Origin of the sequence: Amycolatopsis balhimycina FH 1894 (genome assembly GCF_000384295.1) — a bacterium.
GTDB classification, from domain to species: Bacteria; Actinomycetota; Actinomycetes; order Mycobacteriales; family Pseudonocardiaceae; genus Amycolatopsis; species Amycolatopsis balhimycina.
On record NZ_KB913037.1, the window covers coordinates 7,683,629 to 7,701,204 of the forward strand.

At 69.5% G+C, this 17,576-nt stretch carries 17 protein-coding genes; 12 read left to right on the forward strand and 5 right to left on the reverse strand.

The window, feature by feature from the left end; translation table 11 throughout:
* Positions 1–53: 53 nt before the first annotated feature.
* Positions 54–1,805 carry a cellulase family glycosylhydrolase gene (locus A3CE_RS0135470; RefSeq protein WP_020644851.1) on the forward strand — a complete coding sequence of 584 codons (1,752 nt, stop codon included), beginning with the start codon at positions 54–56 and terminating at the stop codon, positions 1,803–1,805.
* Here A3CE_RS0135470 and A3CE_RS0135475 read toward each other — a convergent pair.
* Positions 1,802–2,470 (reverse strand): TetR/AcrR family transcriptional regulator, encoded by a 669-nt coding sequence (locus A3CE_RS0135475; RefSeq protein ID WP_020644852.1) that lies wholly within the window; start codon positions 2,468–2,470, stop codon positions 1,802–1,804. The two genes, A3CE_RS0135470 and A3CE_RS0135475, sit on opposite strands and share 4 nt — an antisense overlap.
* Before the next feature lie 72 nt (positions 2,471–2,542).
* On the opposite strand from A3CE_RS0135475, the gene A3CE_RS0135480 reads away from it, so the two are divergent.
* The 3 genes from A3CE_RS0135480 to A3CE_RS0135490 all read left to right on the forward strand — a co-directional run bounded on the left by A3CE_RS0135480 (position 2,543) and on the right by A3CE_RS0135490 (position 5,181).
* Positions 2,543–3,658, forward strand: coding sequence for an FAD-dependent oxidoreductase (locus tag A3CE_RS0135480; RefSeq protein WP_020644853.1), 1,116 nt, complete (start codon positions 2,543–2,545; stop codon positions 3,656–3,658).
* A gap of 97 nt (positions 3,659–3,755) precedes the next feature.
* Positions 3,756–4,769: a Rieske 2Fe-2S domain-containing protein gene (locus A3CE_RS0135485; protein WP_026469172.1), complete on the forward strand. Its 1,014-nt coding sequence runs from the start codon at positions 3,756–3,758 to the stop codon at positions 4,767–4,769.
* Positions 4,770–4,863: 94 nt separating this feature from the next.
* Complete coding sequence (locus A3CE_RS0135490; RefSeq protein ID WP_020644855.1) at positions 4,864–5,181, forward strand: hypothetical protein; 318 nt, start codon at positions 4,864–4,866, stop codon at positions 5,179–5,181.
* Positions 5,182–5,384: 203 nt separating this feature from the next.
* Here A3CE_RS0135490 and A3CE_RS0135495 read toward each other — a convergent pair whose 3' ends face one another.
* Both A3CE_RS0135495 and A3CE_RS0135500 read right to left on the reverse strand, forming a co-directional pair.
* Complete coding sequence (locus tag A3CE_RS0135495) at positions 5,385–6,284, reverse strand: phosphotransferase (protein WP_020644856.1); 900 nt, start codon at positions 6,282–6,284, stop codon at positions 5,385–5,387.
* Entirely contained in the window at positions 6,281–6,772 is a 492-nt protein-coding gene (locus A3CE_RS0135500) for a glycine-rich domain-containing protein (RefSeq protein ID WP_020644857.1), read from the reverse strand. Before A3CE_RS0135500 ends, A3CE_RS0135495 begins: the two co-directional genes overlap by 4 nt.
* A gap of 515 nt (positions 6,773–7,287) precedes the next feature.
* Between A3CE_RS0135500 and A3CE_RS0135510 the strand changes: the two genes are divergently transcribed.
* The 4 genes from A3CE_RS0135510 to A3CE_RS0135525 all read left to right on the forward strand — a co-directional run bounded on the left by A3CE_RS0135510 (position 7,288) and on the right by A3CE_RS0135525 (position 11,353).
* Complete coding sequence (locus A3CE_RS0135510; protein ID WP_020644859.1) at positions 7,288–8,442, forward strand: helix-turn-helix domain-containing protein; 1,155 nt, start codon at positions 7,288–7,290, stop codon at positions 8,440–8,442.
* 617 nt (positions 8,443–9,059) lie between these two features.
* Positions 9,060–9,359 (forward strand): hypothetical protein, encoded by a 300-nt coding sequence (locus tag A3CE_RS0135515; protein ID WP_125591457.1) that lies wholly within the window; start codon positions 9,060–9,062, stop codon positions 9,357–9,359.
* A gap of 30 nt (positions 9,360–9,389) precedes the next feature.
* Positions 9,390–10,883, forward strand: a complete 1,494-nt coding sequence (miaB, locus tag A3CE_RS0135520) for a tRNA (N6-isopentenyl adenosine(37)-C2)-methylthiotransferase MiaB (protein WP_020644861.1) — start codon at positions 9,390–9,392, stop codon at positions 10,881–10,883.
* A complete protein-coding gene (locus A3CE_RS0135525) occupies positions 10,880–11,353 on the forward strand; it encodes an Rv2732c family membrane protein (protein WP_020644862.1) in 474 nt (157 codons plus the stop codon). Before miaB ends, A3CE_RS0135525 begins: the two co-directional genes overlap by 4 nt.
* Before the next feature lie 19 nt (positions 11,354–11,372).
* Here the strand turns inward: A3CE_RS0135525 and A3CE_RS0135530 are convergent, their stop codons facing one another.
* Positions 11,373–11,819 carry a hypothetical protein gene (locus A3CE_RS0135530; RefSeq protein ID WP_020644863.1) on the reverse strand — a complete coding sequence of 149 codons (447 nt, stop codon included), beginning with the start codon at positions 11,817–11,819 and terminating at the stop codon, positions 11,373–11,375.
* A 177-nt stretch (positions 11,820–11,996) separates the two neighbouring features.
* Positions 11,997–13,310, reverse strand: a complete 1,314-nt coding sequence (locus tag A3CE_RS0135535) for a DUF349 domain-containing protein (protein ID WP_020644864.1) — start codon at positions 13,308–13,310, stop codon at positions 11,997–11,999.
* Between the two features lie 217 nt (positions 13,311–13,527).
* On the opposite strand from A3CE_RS0135535, the gene miaA reads away from it, so the two are divergent.
* From miaA to A3CE_RS0135555, 4 genes are read left to right on the forward strand one after another with little or no spacing between them, the layout of a single operon-like run.
* Positions 13,528–14,430 (forward strand): tRNA (adenosine(37)-N6)-dimethylallyltransferase MiaA, encoded by a 903-nt coding sequence (gene miaA, locus A3CE_RS0135540; RefSeq protein ID WP_020644865.1) that lies wholly within the window; start codon positions 13,528–13,530, stop codon positions 14,428–14,430.
* A 9-nt stretch (positions 14,431–14,439) separates the two neighbouring features.
* On the forward strand, positions 14,440–15,270 hold the full coding sequence (gene dapF, locus A3CE_RS0135545; protein ID WP_020644866.1) for a diaminopimelate epimerase: 831 nt from the start codon (positions 14,440–14,442) through the stop codon (positions 15,268–15,270).
* Positions 15,249–16,340 (forward strand): CHAT domain-containing protein, encoded by a 1,092-nt coding sequence (locus tag A3CE_RS53695; RefSeq protein WP_020644867.1) that lies wholly within the window; start codon positions 15,249–15,251, stop codon positions 16,338–16,340. The genes dapF and A3CE_RS53695 overlap by 22 nt, the downstream gene beginning before the upstream one ends.
* Entirely contained in the window at positions 16,337–17,548 is a 1,212-nt protein-coding gene (locus tag A3CE_RS0135555; RefSeq protein WP_020644868.1) for a radical SAM protein, read from the forward strand. The genes A3CE_RS53695 and A3CE_RS0135555 overlap by 4 nt, the downstream gene beginning before the upstream one ends.
* The last annotated feature ends 28 nt before the right edge of the window (positions 17,549–17,576 follow it).

Consider the following 17,576-nt stretch of genomic DNA (forward strand, 5'->3'; position numbering starts at 1 on the left):
GGTGACTGCTCGGTAACTTTTTGCGAAACTCCTTCACGTTTGGGGCCGCCGTCATGCGCATGCTCGTGGCTTTGCTCACCGCCGTGGCGATGACCTCCGGGGTCGTCGCCTCCGCCGTCGCCGAAGACGTTCCGCAGCACCGGTTGACCGTGCGCGGTTCGGCTTTCGTCGACGAGTACGGCCGCGAAGTGGTCTTGCGCGGGTTCAACGTCTCGGGCGAGGTGAAGCTGGCAGAAAACGGTTTCCTGCCGTTCGCCAACGCGGCCGACGCGCGCCGCTCCGCGCAGTCGATGCGCGCGCTCACCGGCGCGAACGCCGTGCGGATCCCGATCGCGTGGGCCGGAACGCAGCCCGTGCGCGGGCCGGTGAACACGCAGTACCTGGCCGCGCTGACCGACCAGATGAAGGCGTTCCTGGACGAGGGTTTCACGGTTCTGCCCGACTTCCACCAGGACCTGTTCTCCCGCTACCTGTTCAACCGCGGCAGCTGGTACACCGGTGACGGCGCGCCGAAGTGGGTCGTCGACCTCGGCGGTTACCCGGCGGAGAGCTGCGGCATCTGCGCCCACTGGGGGCAGAACATCACTCAGAACGGCGCGGTCCAGGACGCCACGAAGGACTTCTGGCACAACGCCCGCGGCGTCCAGGACGAGTTCGTCGGCCAGGCCGTCCAGACGATGTCCTACCTGCGGACGAACCTGAGCGCCGCCCAGTTCGCGGGCATCGCGGGCATGGACCCGTACAACGAACCGTTCGCCGGGCGGTACGACCAGGGCCAGGACAGCAAGGCCTGGGAACAGAACGTGCTCTGGCCGTTCTTCAAGCAGTTCCGGGCCGCAATGGACACCGCCGGCTGGCAGGACAAGCCCGCGTTCGTCGAGCCGAACATGTTCTGGAACGCCAACATCTCCTTCCAGCTCCACCCCGGCGGCTTCCAGGACACCGGCGTCATGGGTCCGCGGTACGTGTTCAACACGCACTTTTACGACCAGCTCGCCCAGTCCGGCGTGTTCATGCCGGGCAAGGCGGGTGACGGCCAGTACAGCGGGAGCTTCGGCACGGTCCGGGATCGCGCGACCGCGCTGGGCACGACGGCGATCGTCACCGAGTTCGGCCACCCGATGACGGGGTACACCTCCGACAAGACGCCGACCGTGGACAAGGCGATGTACCAGGCCCTGGACTCGCGCGTGTCGGGCGCGAACTGGTGGCGGCAGCCGGCGCAGTCGGGCCCGGTGCTGTCGGCGACGCAGTGGCAGTGGGACACCTACAGCGGCCGGCACCACGAGCTGATGAACGACAACCCGGACAAGGTCAAGACGGACGGCGACGCCTGGAACGGGGAAGATTTCTCGTCGGCGCGCACGGCGGACGACGGAACGGTCCAGCTCCGCCAGGACGCGCGCCTGCTCGACCGCCTCTACCCGGCGGCGGTGGCGGGGCACACGCTGGCGTTCACGTACGAGGACCGCTCGCGCGACGGCAGCCAGACGCTGACGTGGAACCAGATCCCGTCGACGATGCCGGCGACGGCGGCGCTGACCGGCACGGGTCGTTATGGAGTCCTGGTGTGGCAGGGAACCGACGCGGGCGCGCCGACCGAGCTGCACGTGCCGGCGGGGATGACGCCGACGGTGATCACCGACGTGGCCTCGGTCAGCCGGGTGGGCGACCGCCTGCGCCTGGCCGCGACACCGGGCCTGCACTACGCGCTGATCGCGGAACCGGCGACGGCGCCGACGGCGGCTCAGCTGGCGGCTGCCCGCGCGGAACTCGCGGCCTGGGCGCCCACGGCGGTCCGCTAGCGCAGGGTCGCGATCCCGGCCAGGAAGATGTCGACGCCTGCGAGGAACTGCTCGCGGTCGTCGTGCTCCCGCAGCTGGGTCGCGGCCTGGTGGACGAACGGGTACTCGTCCGGGTCGAGTGCCGCCCACCGGGCGGCGACCGCGCCCAGGAAAGCCTCGCGGTCCGCCTCGTCGGAGGTGAGGAGCCGGGCGTTGGCGGCGTTCTGCCCGGCCACGCCGAGCACGTAGTTCACGAGCGCGCCCGCGGCGTCGAACAGCGCTTCCGCGGGCACGTCGAGCGCGACGAGCAGCCCGCCGATGCGCTCGTAGACCTCCAGGAGCGCGGGCCGCCACGGCTCGCGGGAGAGCTGGGCGCCGACCCAGGGGTGGGCGTCGATCGCGTCGAACAGGCCCAGTGAGACCGTGCGCAGCGCTTGCCGCGGCTCCGCCCCGACGACCGCGTCCCGCATGACGCGGGCGATGACGGCGTCGGTCGCCGCCGCGAGCAGGTCGCTCTTGTTCGCGACGTGGTGGTAGATCGCGCCGTAGCCGGTCGAGAGGCGGGCGGTGAGGGCGCGGAACGTGAGCGCGGCCTCGCCGCCGTCGTCCAGGATCGCGGCCGCCGCCCGCACGATCACTTCCTTGGACAGCCCGTCCGTGCGCCTCTTCGTCACGGGCTCGATCATCGCACGTTTGGAACGGCGATCCAAACTCGTGCTAGCCTGGCGATTGGAACGACGATCCAATCGGAGGAAACCATGACAGTCACGATCATCGGAGCCGGCCTCGGCGGGCTGGTCCTGGCCCGCGTCCTGCACCGGCACGGCATCCCGGCCAGGGTTTACGAGGCGGAAGCGTCGCCGGCCGCCCGCCGCCAGGGCGGCATGCTCGACATCCACCCCTGGAACGGGCAGCAGGCGCTCGAGGCGGCCGGCCTGACCGAGGGGTTCCGGAAGCTCGTCCTGCCGGGCCGCGAGTCGTCCCGCGTCGTCGACCGCGACGGCACCGTGCTGCTCGACCGGCCCGACGACGGCACCGGCGAACGTCCCGAGGTGCAGCGCGGCGAGCTGCGGCAGCTGCTGCTCGATTCACTGCCGCCCGCCACTGTCCACTGGGGACACAAGGTGACCGGGGTGCGGACCCTCGGCGACGGCGGCCACGAGGTGAGCCTGGCCGACGGCACCAGGTTCGTCACGAGCCTGCTGGTCGGCGCGGACGGCGCGTGGTCGAAGGTCCGGCCGCTGCTCTCCGGCGCCACCCCGGAGTACGTCGGCGTCTCGGTCGTCGAGACGTTCCTGTTCGACGGCGACGCCCGCCATCCGGCCGCCGCGAAGGCCGTGGGAGCCGGTGCGCTTTACGCGCTCGCACCGGGCAAGGGAATCGTGGCTCATCGGGAGGGCGACGGGACCTTGCACACGTACGCGCAGTTGTTCAAGCCCCAGGACTGGCTCGAAGGCGCCGACGCCGCGACCATGACGGCCCGGGTCACCGAGGAGTTCGACGGCTGGGCGCCCGAGCTCACGGCCCTGATCACCGACAGCGACACCCCGCCGGTGCTGCGCCGCCTCTGCACGTTGCCGGCCGGACACCGCTGGGACCGGGTGCCGGGAGTGACCCTCCTCGGCGACGCGGCCCACCTCATGCCCCCGAACGGCGAAGGCGCGAACCTGGCCATGCAGGACGGCGCCGAACTGGGCCGGGCCCTCGCCGCGCACCCGGACGACGTGGAGACGGCGCTGGCCGAGTTCGAGCAGGGCATGTCGGAGCGCGCGGCGGCGGAAGCGGAAGACGACATCTACGAGATCCTGTTCGGCGACGACGCCCCTCACAGCATGCTCGCCCTGCTGGCCGGAGCCGAAGGGGCTGCGAAGTAGCCGGCCCCGTCGATCGTGAACACGGCGTTCCCGAATGTGACTCGGATCTCGGCTGGAGGAGGTCGACGAGCGCCGGTAAACATCGTTAACTTCCGGCATGGTTCGTGACGGCCGGATGGCCGCGGTCCCCCTTGATCCGCGCGCCGACGAGTATCCCATGTCCTCGGTGCCGCACGGCTGGTATGCGCTTCTGCGGAGTAGCCGGCTGCCACGCGACGAGGTCGTGCCACTGCATTACTTCGGCCGCGCCCTGATCGCTTTCCGCGGGACGGACGGAAGTCCCGCGGTGCGTGATGCCTACTGCCCGCACTACGGCGCGCATCTGGGTGCCGGCGGGAAAGTGGTGGACGGGACGGTGGAGTGCCCGTTCCACGGCTGGCGATTCGGTGCGGACGGCCGGTGCACGCACGCGCCGTTCGCCGCGCGGCCGCCGAAAGTGTCCATCGGCGGGTTCCTGGTCCGCGAGCACAGCGGGCTGATCTTCGTCCACACCGGGCCGGCGGCGCCCGCCTGGGAAGTGCCGGAGATCCCGGAAACCACGTCCCGGCAGTTCACCCGTCCGATCGACGACGTGAACACCGCGCGGATCCACATCCAGGAGATGCGCGAGAACATCGTGGACGAGTCCCATTTCCACTTCATTCACGGGCAGAGCGAGCCCCCGGTGCAGAACCTGGTCACGGACGGGCCGTTCGCCGAGGTCCGCGGACGCATTCAGCGACGGATCCTGCGCTGGGACATCGACAACACCTTCGACGTGTTCATGTACGGCCCCGGCGTCATGGTGGTGCGCGTACACGGCGCCCTTTTGTCGTTGACCGCCGTCGCGCTCACGAACCCGATCGACGACCGCACCAGCGAGCTGAGGATGCTCTACTACGTCCGCAAACCGGCCAGGCTGCCCTTCCTCGCGCCCATCCTCAAGCTGGCCTTCCGGACGCAGGCGTTCGGCGAGGTCCGCGAGGAAATCGGGATCTGGGACCACAAGATCCATCAGGCCCGGCCGGTCCTGCTGCCGCACGAGAAGGGCATCAAGGCGCTGCGCCGCTGGTACGCCCAGTTCTACCGGGAAACGCCCGGCTCGGAAAGTGAGATCAGTGTTTCGCCCTGAGGACATCAAGGCCGACGACCCGTTCGAATACGCGCGAAGGGAGCAGTGTCGCTTCTTTCGAAGTGGACATTACAGTCCACAAGAGGTGGCATCGATGATCGTCCTCGAGGCGATCCTCAGCGGGGCTGAGGACGTGCGGATCGACGTGGCTGACGGGTGGATCTGCGTCTACGCTGACGTCGACTGGTTGCACGGAATCGAGGCGAAAGCCTTCAGTGGATTCGCCCCGTTCACGGCAGGTGGACCGAACGGTGCCACCGCGGAGTTCTTCCCTGTCGTATTTTCGACTTCGGTTGTCACGGCAACGCGCTCTGAGGTCCGGCTCATCAAAGGTGATTCCGTGGGACCACTCGGCGGTTTGGGCGGCGGTTGGGAGCGTGTGGTCGCCTTCGAGGTGACAACGGATCAGTGAGCCGCCTCGGCCGAGGACAGGGCAGGGTGCCCGGAAATGCCGTAGCCGCGTCGAACAGGTTCCACCTGTTCAGTAGCAACAAAAGGGCTTCCTCCCCTGGTCTCCGGACGGAGGGGGGAGGAGGTCCTTTTTCACTGTGCCGCGGGTGACCCCACGCGGGTCGAATGAGGCGTAGGAACCGCGAGGGGGCCGACGCTACGAGATCAGACCGGAGAGGCGACCTGCCGCAGCCGGTATTGCGCGTAGGTGCGCGCTGCGGTGCTTAATTTCGTCGCACCAGGAAATGGAGCTGTGGCGGCTCGGTAACTCCAGAGGCCGGCGACGTAACAGGCGAACGCCGTGATGCCCTCGGCGGTCCGAGCGGACCAGGCGGGCACCGCCGTGGCCCAGGTCTCCGCGATTTCCGGGGCGTGCCCCGCCGCGATGAGCCGGACGACGAGGAAGGCTGTGTCCACCCACGGGGCGCCGGAGGCCGGCCGGCCCCAGTCGATGACTCGCACTGACGAGCTGGCGTCGTCGATCATGAACTGGTGCTCGTGGAGATCGGTGTGGAGCAGCGCGCACCCTTCGACATGAGCGGGCACGGACTGACACCACTCTGTCAGCATGCCGACGTTCCAGCCCTCCACCCTGCTGGAGTCCTCCGTGGCAAGCTTCTCCCACCAGTCCGCGGACGCCCACCGCTTGCTGAGCGGCTGGACCGACCCTCCCGGGAACGCGCCGAGCTGCTTCAGTGTGGCGCTGACGATCCCCAAGTCGTCCGAGTCCGGGGACAGGTCAGCCGGGCGGCCGTTCACATATTCGAACCCGACGATGAACCACTGCTCGTCCGTCCTGACGTCGGTGCTGAACCGAGTCACCGGAGCGATCCCTGGGGCGAGCGCACTCGCTTCGGCCTCATTCCGGAGCCACCGCATCCGCGGGCCAATTCCTCGGACGCCCTTCAGGAAGACGTCGCCATCGTCGTCGGTCCGCAGCACAAGCGCCAGGTTGCAGTTCTGGCCCTGCTCGACGTCACGGATGACAGTGGTCGGCCCCAGGTGCTGCCAAACCGCGAGGCGCGCCGCTTCCGGCAGGGTGTCCCAGGAGTATCGCTCGATCACGCCGGGACCGTACCAACGTGCGCGGCGAGCTGGTGGCATCCAGTGTCGCCGCCGGAGTGCGTGCACCCATCCGTGCACTGGTGGCAATCCGCCGAGACTGCCCAGAGGTCATGGTCCACGGCGAACCCGGCGCGGCGCAGGGCCGCCACGGTGAAGTCCGCGGATTCTGGCGGAGCCTGGGACACCGGGATGAGGCCGGTGTCGGTCGGCTCGTGGTGGATGAAGCGACCGGCCACCCGGTCGCAGAACTCGGCGTACTCGCGGGTGTACAGGATGAAGGTGTGCCACCCGATGTCCACTGCCTTGCTGGGCGACAACGGGCCGGACGTGTGGGCGCACGTTCCGAGGAAGGCGAGCGCCTGGTCCATGATCCGCGCGGCGTACTCGCGGCCGAGCTGGTGCTCACGAACGATCCGCTCTACGAACCGGTGGAACAAGTCTTCGTCTATCAGGTCCTGTCCGGTGAGTTCTTCGACGGCGATTGTCACGTCGCTGCCTTTCGTGTTGGCCCCTCCTGTAATGACGGGCCGGTGGGGCCCGGCCAGCGCGCCGCCGAGGGGGATAAGCAAGCGCGCTGGCCGGGGGCTATCGGGGGTGCCGCTGCGGACGAGGCCGCGGGCTGGGGAGCCAGCCGCGCCGCACTCGGTAAACGGCGTCGCAGTCGGGGCACATCCGGAGTGACCCGTTGCACTGGCGGACCTCGTCCTTGGTGGCGTACTCGGCCGCCGCAGCGCGGCCACACAGCATCGTGAGCGCCTGCCCCGGCAGGGGCATCCGAAGAAGATCGATTTGGTGCCACACCCCGTCGATCACGGGGTGAACGTGTTCCAAGTCGATGTAGATCAAGGCGCTCAATCTCGTTCCCCTCCAGATGATCCTGTGGCCCTCAGTCGCCTTGGGCGGGCCACCCCGACCGGAATTCGTGGAGTCTGGAGGACAGAACTCCGAACTCCGGCCGAGGCCGCCCACTCAGGTAGCCTGGTCGTCACACGGCGTCATTGGAATGGATCAGCCGTCTACGGGCGTCTACAAGGCGGTGAGGTATGTGAGCGACCTAGGCGCGAGACTGCGCGCGGCGCGTGAAGCCGCTGGTCTGAGCCTCGCTGCGATGTCCGCGAAGACCCACTGGAGCAAGGCCCTGCTCGGGCACCTGGAGACCGGGACCCGGGACGTCAAGCGGGAGCACGTCATCACGTACTCGCGCGCCCTGAACGTGTCCGTCGAGTCCTTGTACGGACCGCCGCAGGATCCGCTGCGCGTAGCTCACGAGTGGCTGGTGGCCGACACGTCGGCCTCGGTACACCGATCATCCGGCAGGCGCGTCGGCGAGAGCTTCGCTGCCGAGGTCGAGCAGCGTGTCATTGACCTCCGGCAGCTGGACGACACCATTGGCGGGGGAGACCTCAGCCCCCTCGTACGCCGGGAGCTGGCCGAAACTTCGGCTGTGGTCCGGTGCGCCAGCTACTCCGAGTCCGTCGGGCGTCGATTGTTGGTCGCCGTGGGAGAGCTGTCGCAGCTTGCCGGCTGGGTGGCAAGCGACGCCGGGTACTACCTCGAAGCGCAGCAGACATACCTGGCCGGGGTCGCGGCAGCCCAGGACGCGGGCGACCAGACCCTTGCTGGCCAGCTTCTGTCGTCGCTGGCGTATCAGATGGCGAACGTCGGCGACCCAGCCGACGCTGCACTGCTGGCGAAAACCGCGGTGAAGGGGGCACGCGACGCGACTCCGGTCGCGAAGACGCTGCTGTTGGAGCGGGTGGCCTGGGCGGGCGCGCGGGCGCGCGACGTCGAGGGCGCCCGGCGGGCCCTCGACTTGGTCGACGACACTTACGAGGAGCGTTCACCGGGGATTCCCGAGCCGGAGTGGGTCTACTGGATGAGCCGAGACGAGATCGACGTCATGGCAGGCCGGGTGCTGATCGAGGTCGGCCAGCCCGTGAAGGCAGCCCCCTTGTTGACCCGGGCCATCGACGCTTACGACGCAGAGCACGCGCGCGAGGTGGCGCTGTACCAGACCTGGCTCGCCGAGTCGTACGCTCGCGCCGGAGAGCTGGACGCGGCCCGCGAAGTCATCGGCGCCGCGCGTGGCGCGGCAGCTGGCATCAACTCTGCCCGCCTCGGCCGGCGCGTCGAGGAGATCGAACGGCTGGTGAGCTAGCCGGCGCCTTCGGCCTGGGCGATCCGTCGGCGTCTTCGGAGGCGGACGGCAGTTGCTTGTCGGACGCCTGCGGTGGACCGGCCTCGATCTCGAAGAAGGGCGCCTTGACTCGAACGCGGTCGCCCGGCTGGCGGTTCTTCAGGAACTGTCGTGCGAGGAAGTAGACGCCGATGAAGATCACGGCAACCAAGGCGACCAACGCCCAGATGCTCCCGGCTGACATCTCCGCGACGCGGGTGACGATGGCTTCAGCAGACACAAGCGTCCCAGACCGCCAGCGTGCCCCCGAGGCTTACAGCGCCGGCCGGCTAGGGGGCTGGCGTCTTTCGAGCCACGCTAAACTATCGCGGCGAAAATCGATCGGACCCCGTCCTCGGGTGCCTGGGGTGTACTCAGGCAGACAGGGTCGAACAGTCACGCAGTGGAGCAAATCGTCGTCCACTAAAAAGTTGTACACATCGACTCCCGCTCGCAGAGGGCACCTTCGGCGATTCAGCCGATCCAGCCCTCCGCCTAAGGGGGAGTTCTGACGATGACCTTACCGCACGGGTCGCAGCCTCGGCGACGGGTGGTGTCGCGTGTCGACCTGCCGCATGCTCGAACGCAGGTTCGATAACGTGGACCGGGGTGTTCCGCACCCGAGCCTGCAGGAGGCCCGCGCGGTGTGCCGGGCGAAGCCTGTCTGGGGCGACCTGGCCAAGGTGTACCCGTTCGGAGAGCCGCTCGGCGTGTTCCCCGATGGCCTCGATCTCCAGTGCGTCGTGCCCGGGATGCTCCAGCAGTGGCATCGGACGACGACGGGCTACTGGGCGGGGTGGGTCCGGTACAAGATCGGCGGGGAGTACGGCGGCCAGCCGGGCGCGCACTGGGTCGGCGCCTACGCGCTGGATCCCCGACGTGAGGGGACGACTCGGTAGCAGGTGAAGCCGGGTCTACCCTGAAGGGCGATGACCGAGACACAGGCACCCAGGGCGTACCAGATCCGCACCTTCGGCTGCCAGATGAACGTGCACGACTCCGAGCGGCTCGCCGGGCAGCTCGAGGAAGCCGGGTACGCGCCCGTCCAGGAAGGCGCGAAGCCCGACCTGATCGTGTTCAACACCTGCGCCGTCCGGGAGAACGCGGACAACAAGCTGTACGGCACCCTCGGGCACCTGCGCCCGGACAAGGTCGCGAACCCGGACCTGCAGATCGCCGTCGGCGGGTGCCTGGCGCAAAAGGACCGCGGCGAGATCGTCAAGCGGGCGCCGTGGGTGGACGTCGTGTTCGGGACGCACAACATCGGCTCGCTGCCGACCCTGCTGGAGCGCGCCCGGCACAACGCCGAGGCCGAGGTCGAGATCCTCGAATCGCTCGAGACCTTCCCCTCGACGCTGCCCGCGCGCCGTGAGTCGTCCTATGCGAGCTGGGTGTCCGTTTCGGTCGGGTGCAACAACACCTGCACCTTCTGCATCGTCCCCGCGCTGCGCGGCAAGGAACGCGACCGGCGGCCCGGCGAGATCCTCGCCGAGGTCGAGGCGCTCGTCGCCGAAGGCGTGCTCGAGGTCACCCTGCTCGGCCAGAACGTGAACTCCTACGGCGTCGAGTTCGGCGACCGGCTGGCGTTCGGCAAGCTGCTGCGCGCGTGCGGCACGGTCGACGGGCTCGAGCGCGTCCGCTTCACCTCGCCGCACCCGGCGGCATTCACCTCCGACGTCATCGAGGCGATGGCGGAGACCCCGAACATCTGCCACCAGCTGCACATGCCGCTGCAGTCCGGCTCGGACCGGGTGCTGCGCGAGATGAAGCGCTCGTACCGCTCGGCGCGCTTCCTGAAGATCCTCGACGAGGTCCGCGCGGTCATGCCGGACGCGGCGATCACCACCGACATCATCGTCGGCTTCCCCGGCGAGACCGAGGAGGACTTCCAGGCGACCCTGGACGTCGTGGCGCAGGCCCGCTTCTCCAGCGCGTTCACCTTCCAGTACTCGAAGCGCCCGGGCACGCCGGCCGCGACGATGGACGGCCAGCTGCCGAAGGCGGTCGTGCAGGAGCGCTACGAGCGCCTGGTCGCGCTGCAGAACGCGATCTCCTGGGAAGAGAACAAGAAGATCGTCGGCCGCCGCGTCGAGCTGCTCGTCGCCGAGGGCGAGGGCCGCAAGGACGCCGAGACCCACCGGATGAGCGGCCGCGCCCGCGACGGGCGGCTGGTGCACTTCACGCCGACCGGGGCGAACGTGGATCGCGCCGTCCGCCCGGGCGACGTCGTCGAGACGGTCGTCACCTACGGCGCGCCGCACCACCTGGTGGCGGACGGCGACCTGCTGTTGCACCGGCGGACGCGGGCCGGTGACAACGCGGAGGCCGGGCTGCGGCCGAAGACGAGCGGCGTCACGCTGGGCCTGCCGGGCTTCGGTGCCCCGGCCGCCCGGCCGGAGCCGGTGAGTGGGTGTGCGCTGTGACGGAGTCCGAGGGCAACGGCGAGGTGGCCGCGCTGGCCGCCGAGATCGACGAGGTGGGCGAGCACGCGTCCCGCACGGTGGAGCTGGGCCGCCGCGGGTTCACCATCGCCGTGTTCACGTTCGTGCTGCTGATCTGCCAGATCCTCCCGTGGGTCGGCGACCACGCGGGCTGGCAGGTGCTGGCCGGTGAGGGCGGCGGCATCCCGCAGCTGTTCGCGGCGACGTCGACCGGCGTCGGCATCCTCGCCTCGGCGCTGGCGCTGGTGACGCGCCGCTGGTGGCTGTCCTGGGTGTGCGCGGCCGGCGGCTGGTTCGCCTCGGTGGACGGGCTGCTGGCCATCTGGTCGCAGCAGTCGTCGCACGCTCCCGGCTCCGCGGGCGGCGGTCCCGGGATCGGCCTGGTCATCGCCTGGATCGCGATGATCTGCCTTGCGGTGCAGTGGATGCGGACGGCGTTCTCGCGGTCCTGAGGGCCGGTGGGGACCAGGCTCAGCCGACTCGCAGGGTGAGGGTGCTCGCCGAGTACGCGGCGGCGTACAACGTCGTCTCGGGGTGGTAGAGCCGCAGCGAGACCGTGGCGCTGAGGCTGAAGCTGAGGCTGAACGTGAAGCCGCCGTTCGGCCGGCAGGTCGTGTCGGCGAGGTTCACCCACGTCCCGGCCTGCAGCTGCTGCACGAAGACGGTCTCGACGGTTTCTTCGGCTCGGGCCGCGTCGAGGACCTTGAGGTTGCCCTTGAGGTCGACCTTCTCGTTGACCTTGACGTGGTCCTTGCCGAGCTTCCCGTCGACCTTCACCTTCCCCTTGCCGGCTTCGACGGAGGAGACGAGCGGAGCGGCCCCGGCCGGCGCGGCGAGAGCCGGAGCGAGCCCGGCGACGGCGATGCTGATCACCAGCGCGGAGAGGAGCCTGCCGGCACTGAACGGTGTCCTGGTCATGATCAGAGTGGAGCACCGGCCGTGGCGGACGGCGCGCGGAAACCCCCGGTCGGGGGGACGACGGGCCCTCTTCGGGCGAATCGCCGACCGTCGGCTTGCCGAGTACGTGAAGGCCACCTTCAGGAACTTCAAGTTCCTCAAGGTGGCCTTCACGAACTTGAAGCGACCTCAGCGACCTCAGCGGTCCGCGACGGCGGCCTCGGCGGCCTCCAGCCACTCACGCCACTGCGCGGCCTGCTCGTCGGCCTTCTTCGCGCGACGCTCGTCCCCGGCCGCACGGGCCTTCGCCGCCTGGGACTCGAGCTGCTCGACGCGCTCGCGGAACTGCGCGGCGCGGGCCTGCGCCTCCGGGTCGGTGCGGCGCCAGCGGGAGTCCTCGGCCGACTTGACGGCGTCCTGGACCGCCTTGAGCCTGCCGTCGAGCTCGCGGATGCGTTCGCGGGGGACCTTGCCGAGCTCGTCCCACTGCTCCTGGATCCGGCGCAGCGCGCCCTTCGCCGCTTCGAGGTTGGCGGCCGCGTCGATCTTCTCGGCCTCGATGAGCAGTTCTTCCTTGCGCGCGGCGTTCTGCGTGAACTCCGCGTCGCGCTCGGAGAACACCGTGGACCGGCGGGCGAAGAACTTGTCCTGCGCCGCGCGGAACCGCTGCCACAGCGCTTCGTCGCTGTCCTTCGGCGCGCGGCCGGCGGCCTTCCACTCGGTCATCAGGTCCTTGTAGCGGCCGGCGGTGTCGCCCCAGTCGTCGGACTCGCTGATCGCCTCCGCTTCGGCGATCAGCTCCTCCTTGCGCTGCTTGGCCGCCGCGCGCTGCTTGTCGAGCTCGGCGAAGTGCGAGCCGCGACGGCGGTTGAACGCCTCGCGGGCCTTCGAGAACCGCTTCCACAGCTCGTCGTCGGTCTTGCGGTCGACGCCCTTGACCGTCTTCCACTCGTCGAGGATCGTGCGCAGCCGGTCGCCCGCCGCCTTCCACTGCGTGGACTCGGCGGCGATCTTCTCGGCCTCTTCGGCCAGCTCCTGCTTCCGGGCGATGGCGGCCGCGCGGGCCTCCTCACGCTCGGCCTTCGCGCTGGCCAGCGCCTTCTCGGCGTGACCGATGACGTACTCCAGCCGCGCGGCGAGCGCCGCGAGGTCGCCGACCAGCGCGGCCTCGGCCAGCCCGTCCCGGATCTGGGTCGCGCTCGACAGCGCGTGCTTCGGGTCGCCCGCGCCGGAGATCAGCCGGGTTTCCAGCAGCTCGACCTCGGTGCGCACGTCGTCGAAGCGGCGGGCGTAGTGCACCAGACCCTCGTCGGGGCTGCCTGCCTGCCAGACGCCGACGGCACGCTCACCCTCGGCGGTGATGACGTAGACGGTGCCCTCGTCGTCGATCCGGCCCCAGGTCGCGGGCGTGGGCTCGGCGGGCGGCACGGGCGGGGCGGCGTGCCCGGCGTGCAGCGCGTGCGGCACCGGGTGCGGGGCCGGGGTACCGGTGGAAGTGTTCTCCTGGGCCATCGCAGGCTCCTTATCGCCTGTACGCCCGCTCGCGCGGGCGCCCCGCCGTGGAGCGGGGCCGGGTAATGCGGTCGTCACGGGCCGTGCTCGGATGCTACGGCCCCAAGCGGCATTCAAGCAGCTCAGCGCGCACCGTGGTACTGGATGGGCCACCCGAAGCTCGTGATCCTACTTCCGGTGGACGCTCCGTGTCGGCCCGCCGGTATCGTCAGCCGTCGTGAGCAGCCCAGTCGCGGTAGTCGGGCCGACGGCCACCGGCAAGACCGCGCTGGCCGTGGAGCTGGCCCTGAAGCTCGGCGGAGAGGTCGTCAACGCCGACGCGCTGCAGCTCTACCGAGGCATGGACATCGGCACCGCCAAGGCCACCGAGGCCGAGCGCCGCGGCGTCCCGCACCACCTGCTCGATGTGCTGGACGTGACCGAGACGGCGTCCGTCGCGGCCTACCAGCGCGAGGCGCGGGCCACGATCGAGCGGTTGCTGGCCGCCGGCCGGGTGCCGGTGCTGGCCGGCGGGTCCGGCCTGTACGTCCAGGCGGTGCTCGACGACCTGCGGTTCCCGGGCACCGACCCGGCGGTGCGCGCCCGGCTGGACGCGGAGGCGGTCTCGTCGGGGACGGCCGCGTTGTACACCCGGTTGGGGGAACTCGATCCGGCCGCGGCAGCAGCGATCCTGCCGACCAACACCCGCCGGATCGTGCGCGCCCTCGAGGTCATCGAGATCACCGGCGAGCCGTTCTCGGCGAACCTGCCCAAGCCCGGTCCGGCCCGCTACGGCACGGTCGTGATCGGCGTCGACCGGGCGCCCGAGGAGCTCGACGAGCGCGTGAACGAGCGCGTGCGACGGATGTTCGAGGCCGGGCTGGTCGACGAAGTGCGCGCGCTGGAGAAGTGTGGCCTGCGCGAGGGGAAGACGGCGTCGCGAGCCCTCGGGTACCAGCAGGTGCTCGCCGAACTGGACGGCGAAGGCGACTTCGAGGCGGCCGCCGCGGCGACGGCGCAGGCCACGCGGCGCTTCGTCCGGAAGCAACGGTCCTGGTTCCGGCGCGACCAGCGGATCCAGTGGTTCGACGGCGCCGATTCCGGGCTGGCCGCGCGCGTCCTGGATACCCTGGGCCGGTAATCTTCACCCATGGGCGGAATCGAATTCCTCAAGGGGCACGGCACGCAGAACGACTTCGTGCTGCTCCCCGACCCGGCCGGCTGCCTCGAGCTGACCGAGGCGAGGGTCGCCGCGCTGTGCGACCGCCGCCGCGGCCTCGGGGCCGACGGCGTGCTGCGCGTCGTCCGCGCCGCCGCGCTGGACGAGCCGTCCGCGGGCGAGTGGTTCATGGACTACCGCAACGCCGACGGGTCGATCGCGGAGATGTGCGGCAACGGCGTCCGCGTCTTCGCCCGCTACCTGGTCGAAGCGGGCCTGGCCACCGAGGGCGAGTTCGTCGTCGGCACCCGCGCCGGCGACCGCCCGGTGGTCGTGCACCCGGACCGGTCGGTGACCGTCGAAATGGGGCCGGCGACGATCACCGGCACCTCGGTGACGGTGGTGGCCGGCCGCCCGTTCTCCGGCGTGGCGGTGAACGTCGGCAACCCGCACCTGGTGTCGCTGCTCGACGACGACGTCGCGGACCTCGACTTGCGCGACCAGCCCGACTTCGACCACGACGTCTTCCCGAACGGCGTGAACCTCGAGTTCATCAACTGCCTCGGCGAGGGCGCGCTGCGGATGCGCGTGCACGAGCGCGGCGTGGGCGAGACGCGGTCGTGCGGCACCGGCACGGTCGCCGCGGTGGCGGCGGCGTTCCACCTGGCGGGCACGGACACCGGAAGGTCCACTGTGGACATCCCGGGCGGCCGCGTCGAGGTGACGGTGTCCCGCGGCGGCGCGTCGACGCTGTCGGGCCCGGCGGAGATCGTGGCACGCGGCGAGCTCGACGAAGCCTGGTGGGCCGCCGCCGGTTCCTGACAACGGCCTGTAACGGCTCGATCGACTGCCGCGATTCTTTGGTGACCGAATCGACCGTACGGAGCCCGATCTTGATCAATCTCCTGATCCTGGCCGCAAACCCTCGTGACACCGACCCGCTGCGGCTCGGGGAGGAAACTCGCAGGATCGACGAGAAGATCCGGGAAAGCAGTGGCGCGAGCCAGTTTTCCCTCCGGTCCGCCTGGGCGGTCACCGTCGACGAGTTGATGTATCAGCTCAACGCGTTCAAGCCGAACGTCGTGCATTTCGTCGGGCACGGAGCGGGCGGGCAGATCGTGCTGGAAACAACCGGCGGTCTGAGCAGGCCGCTGACCCAAGAAGCGCTGAGCACGATTTTCTCCCACTTCCAGCAATGGCTCCAGGTGGTCGTGCTGAACGCCTGTTACTCGGCTGTCCAGGCGGAGACGCTCGCGCAGCGGGCCGACGCCGTGATCGGGATGACCGACCGGGTCGGCGACGCGGCGGCGATCGAATTCTCCGCCGGCTTCTACCGGGCACTCGGCTTCGGCCGGTCCGTGGGGGACGCCTTCGCGCAAGGCGTGGCCATGGTGAAGGTCGACGGCCTTCCCGACGCCGATACGCCGAAGCTGATCCACCGTGCCGGTGTCGACCCGGCCAAGCTCGTCCTCGCCGGAACATCGGATGTCGCTTTGTCCGTCCGGCGGGCGGAAGACCCCCGGGTTCCGGCGAGGCTGCGCAGCCTGCTGCACGACGGGTGCGAATTCCTGCTGGTGAAGAACGAATCGGTGCGGTTGCCGACCGGCGCGTCCGACGAGGAGAACCGGATCTTCCTCGAACTCGGAATGCGTCAGTCGAAAGCGGTCTTCGTCGCCGAGGTCGACCGATACGCCACGGTCGAAGACGTGGCGGCCGCCCTGGCGCACCGGCTGCTTCCTCGGACCAGCTACGGATATGCCTGGACACTGGTGGCCGACGAGGTCGCGCTGGCCGCCGAACTCAGCCTGGTCATGGCCGGCCTGAAATCCGGTGATCAGGTCAAGCTGGTCGGCAACCACCTCCGGCCCGAATGGGCCCCGGACATGCGATGACGCGCCGGACCGGGCTTCTCCTCCTGGAGAACTCCGGTGGACGGCTTCACCTCGTTCCGCTCGACGCGCTTCGTTCGGTGCTGCTGCTCGACCCCGGACCTGCGCACCACCGGCAGCGGACGGCGGAATGCACGGCACTGCCGTCCGGGCAGGCGATGTGGGTGGACCTCGACGAGATATCCCCGCATGTGGTGCCCGACCGTGCGGTGGCGGACGTGCTGACCGCGTTCGGCGTGACCGGCCTGCAGCCCGCGGACAGTCCCATGCTGCCCGAGGACCGCAGGGCCACGCCGTTCTTCGGCAACCTCGTCGACCCGGACTGGCTGTCGGTGTCACTCGGCGGAAAATGTGACAGCCGGTGCGTTTTCTGCTTCACCGAGTGGATTCGCCATCAGCCGAGCCTGACCTTCGATCAGGCGATCCGCGCGCTGGACGAGGCGGCCTCGATCGCCGGCCTCGAAACGGTCGTCTTCACCGGTGGTGAACCCACGATCAGGAAGGATCTGCCGGAACTGGTCCGGCACGCTTCGGGCAACGGCTTCAAGGTCGTCGGGTTGCAGACCAATGGGCATCGCCTCGCCGAACCCGCGTACCTGGACGAGATTCTCGACGCCGGGGTGGCGACGGTGTTGTTGTCCTTGCACGGAGTGCGGTCCGAAACCCATGACGGCATAGCTCGGAGAAAGGGCAGTTTCGCGCTCGCGCTCGAGGCGCTGCGGGCGATGTCCGATCGGGGAAAATGTCTCGTTTCGGTCAATTTCGTCGTCTGCCGTGAGAACGCGCACGAAGCGGAAAGCCTTCCCGATCTGGTTCACGGCGTCGCCCCGGCCGCCGAGATACGTTACTCGTTCCCGATCGTCGAAGGCGCCGCGTACGACAACGTCGAAACGACCTTGCCGCCGCTGCCGCTGTTCGCCGATCTGGTCGCGAGAGCACGGTCCAGAACCACGGGGACGATCAGCGTCGCGAACGTTCCTCCGTGCGTCTCGTCGAAGCTCGGCCTGGCCAACACCTACGCCCTTCGGCAACGGCGATCGATGCTGGCTGTCTCCCCGTTCGCCGCCCTGTCGACCCCGCGCGGGGAGATGTCGGCCAAACTCGAGGCCTGCCATGGATGCCGGTTCTCGGACGACTGCACCGGCCTTCAGCTCGCCTACTTACGACGCTTCCCCGAAGCGCACCGTCACATCGACACCCCAAGTCCGTGAATGGCACATTGAGGGACTTCAAGTCCCT

Bases quoted from the DNA above. Each gene is read 5' to 3' on its own strand.
- A3CE_RS0135470 (WP_020644851.1), top strand. From the start codon at position 54: ATGCGCATGCTCGTGGCTTTGCTCACCGCCGTGGCGATGACCTCCGGG.
- A3CE_RS0135475 (WP_020644852.1), bottom strand. From the start codon at position 2,470: ATGATCGAGCCCGTGACGAAGAGGCGCACGGACGGGCTGTCCAAGGAA.
- A3CE_RS0135480 (WP_020644853.1), top strand. From the start codon at position 2,543: ATGACAGTCACGATCATCGGAGCCGGCCTCGGCGGGCTGGTCCTGGCC.
- A3CE_RS0135485 (WP_026469172.1), top strand. From the start codon at position 3,756: ATGGTTCGTGACGGCCGGATGGCCGCGGTCCCCCTTGATCCGCGCGCC.
- A3CE_RS0135490 (WP_020644855.1), top strand. From the start codon at position 4,864: ATGATCGTCCTCGAGGCGATCCTCAGCGGGGCTGAGGACGTGCGGATC.
- A3CE_RS0135510 (WP_020644859.1), top strand. From the start codon at position 7,288: ATGGATCAGCCGTCTACGGGCGTCTACAAGGCGGTGAGGTATGTGAGC.
- miaB (WP_020644861.1), top strand. From the start codon at position 9,390: ATGACCGAGACACAGGCACCCAGGGCGTACCAGATCCGCACCTTCGGC.
- A3CE_RS0135530 (WP_020644863.1), bottom strand. From the start codon at position 11,819: ATGACCAGGACACCGTTCAGTGCCGGCAGGCTCCTCTCCGCGCTGGTG.
- A3CE_RS0135535 (WP_020644864.1), bottom strand. From the start codon at position 13,310: ATGGCCCAGGAGAACACTTCCACCGGTACCCCGGCCCCGCACCCGGTG.
- dapF (WP_020644866.1), top strand. From the start codon at position 14,440: ATGGGCGGAATCGAATTCCTCAAGGGGCACGGCACGCAGAACGACTTC.
- A3CE_RS0135555 (WP_020644868.1), top strand. From the start codon at position 16,337: ATGACGCGCCGGACCGGGCTTCTCCTCCTGGAGAACTCCGGTGGACGG.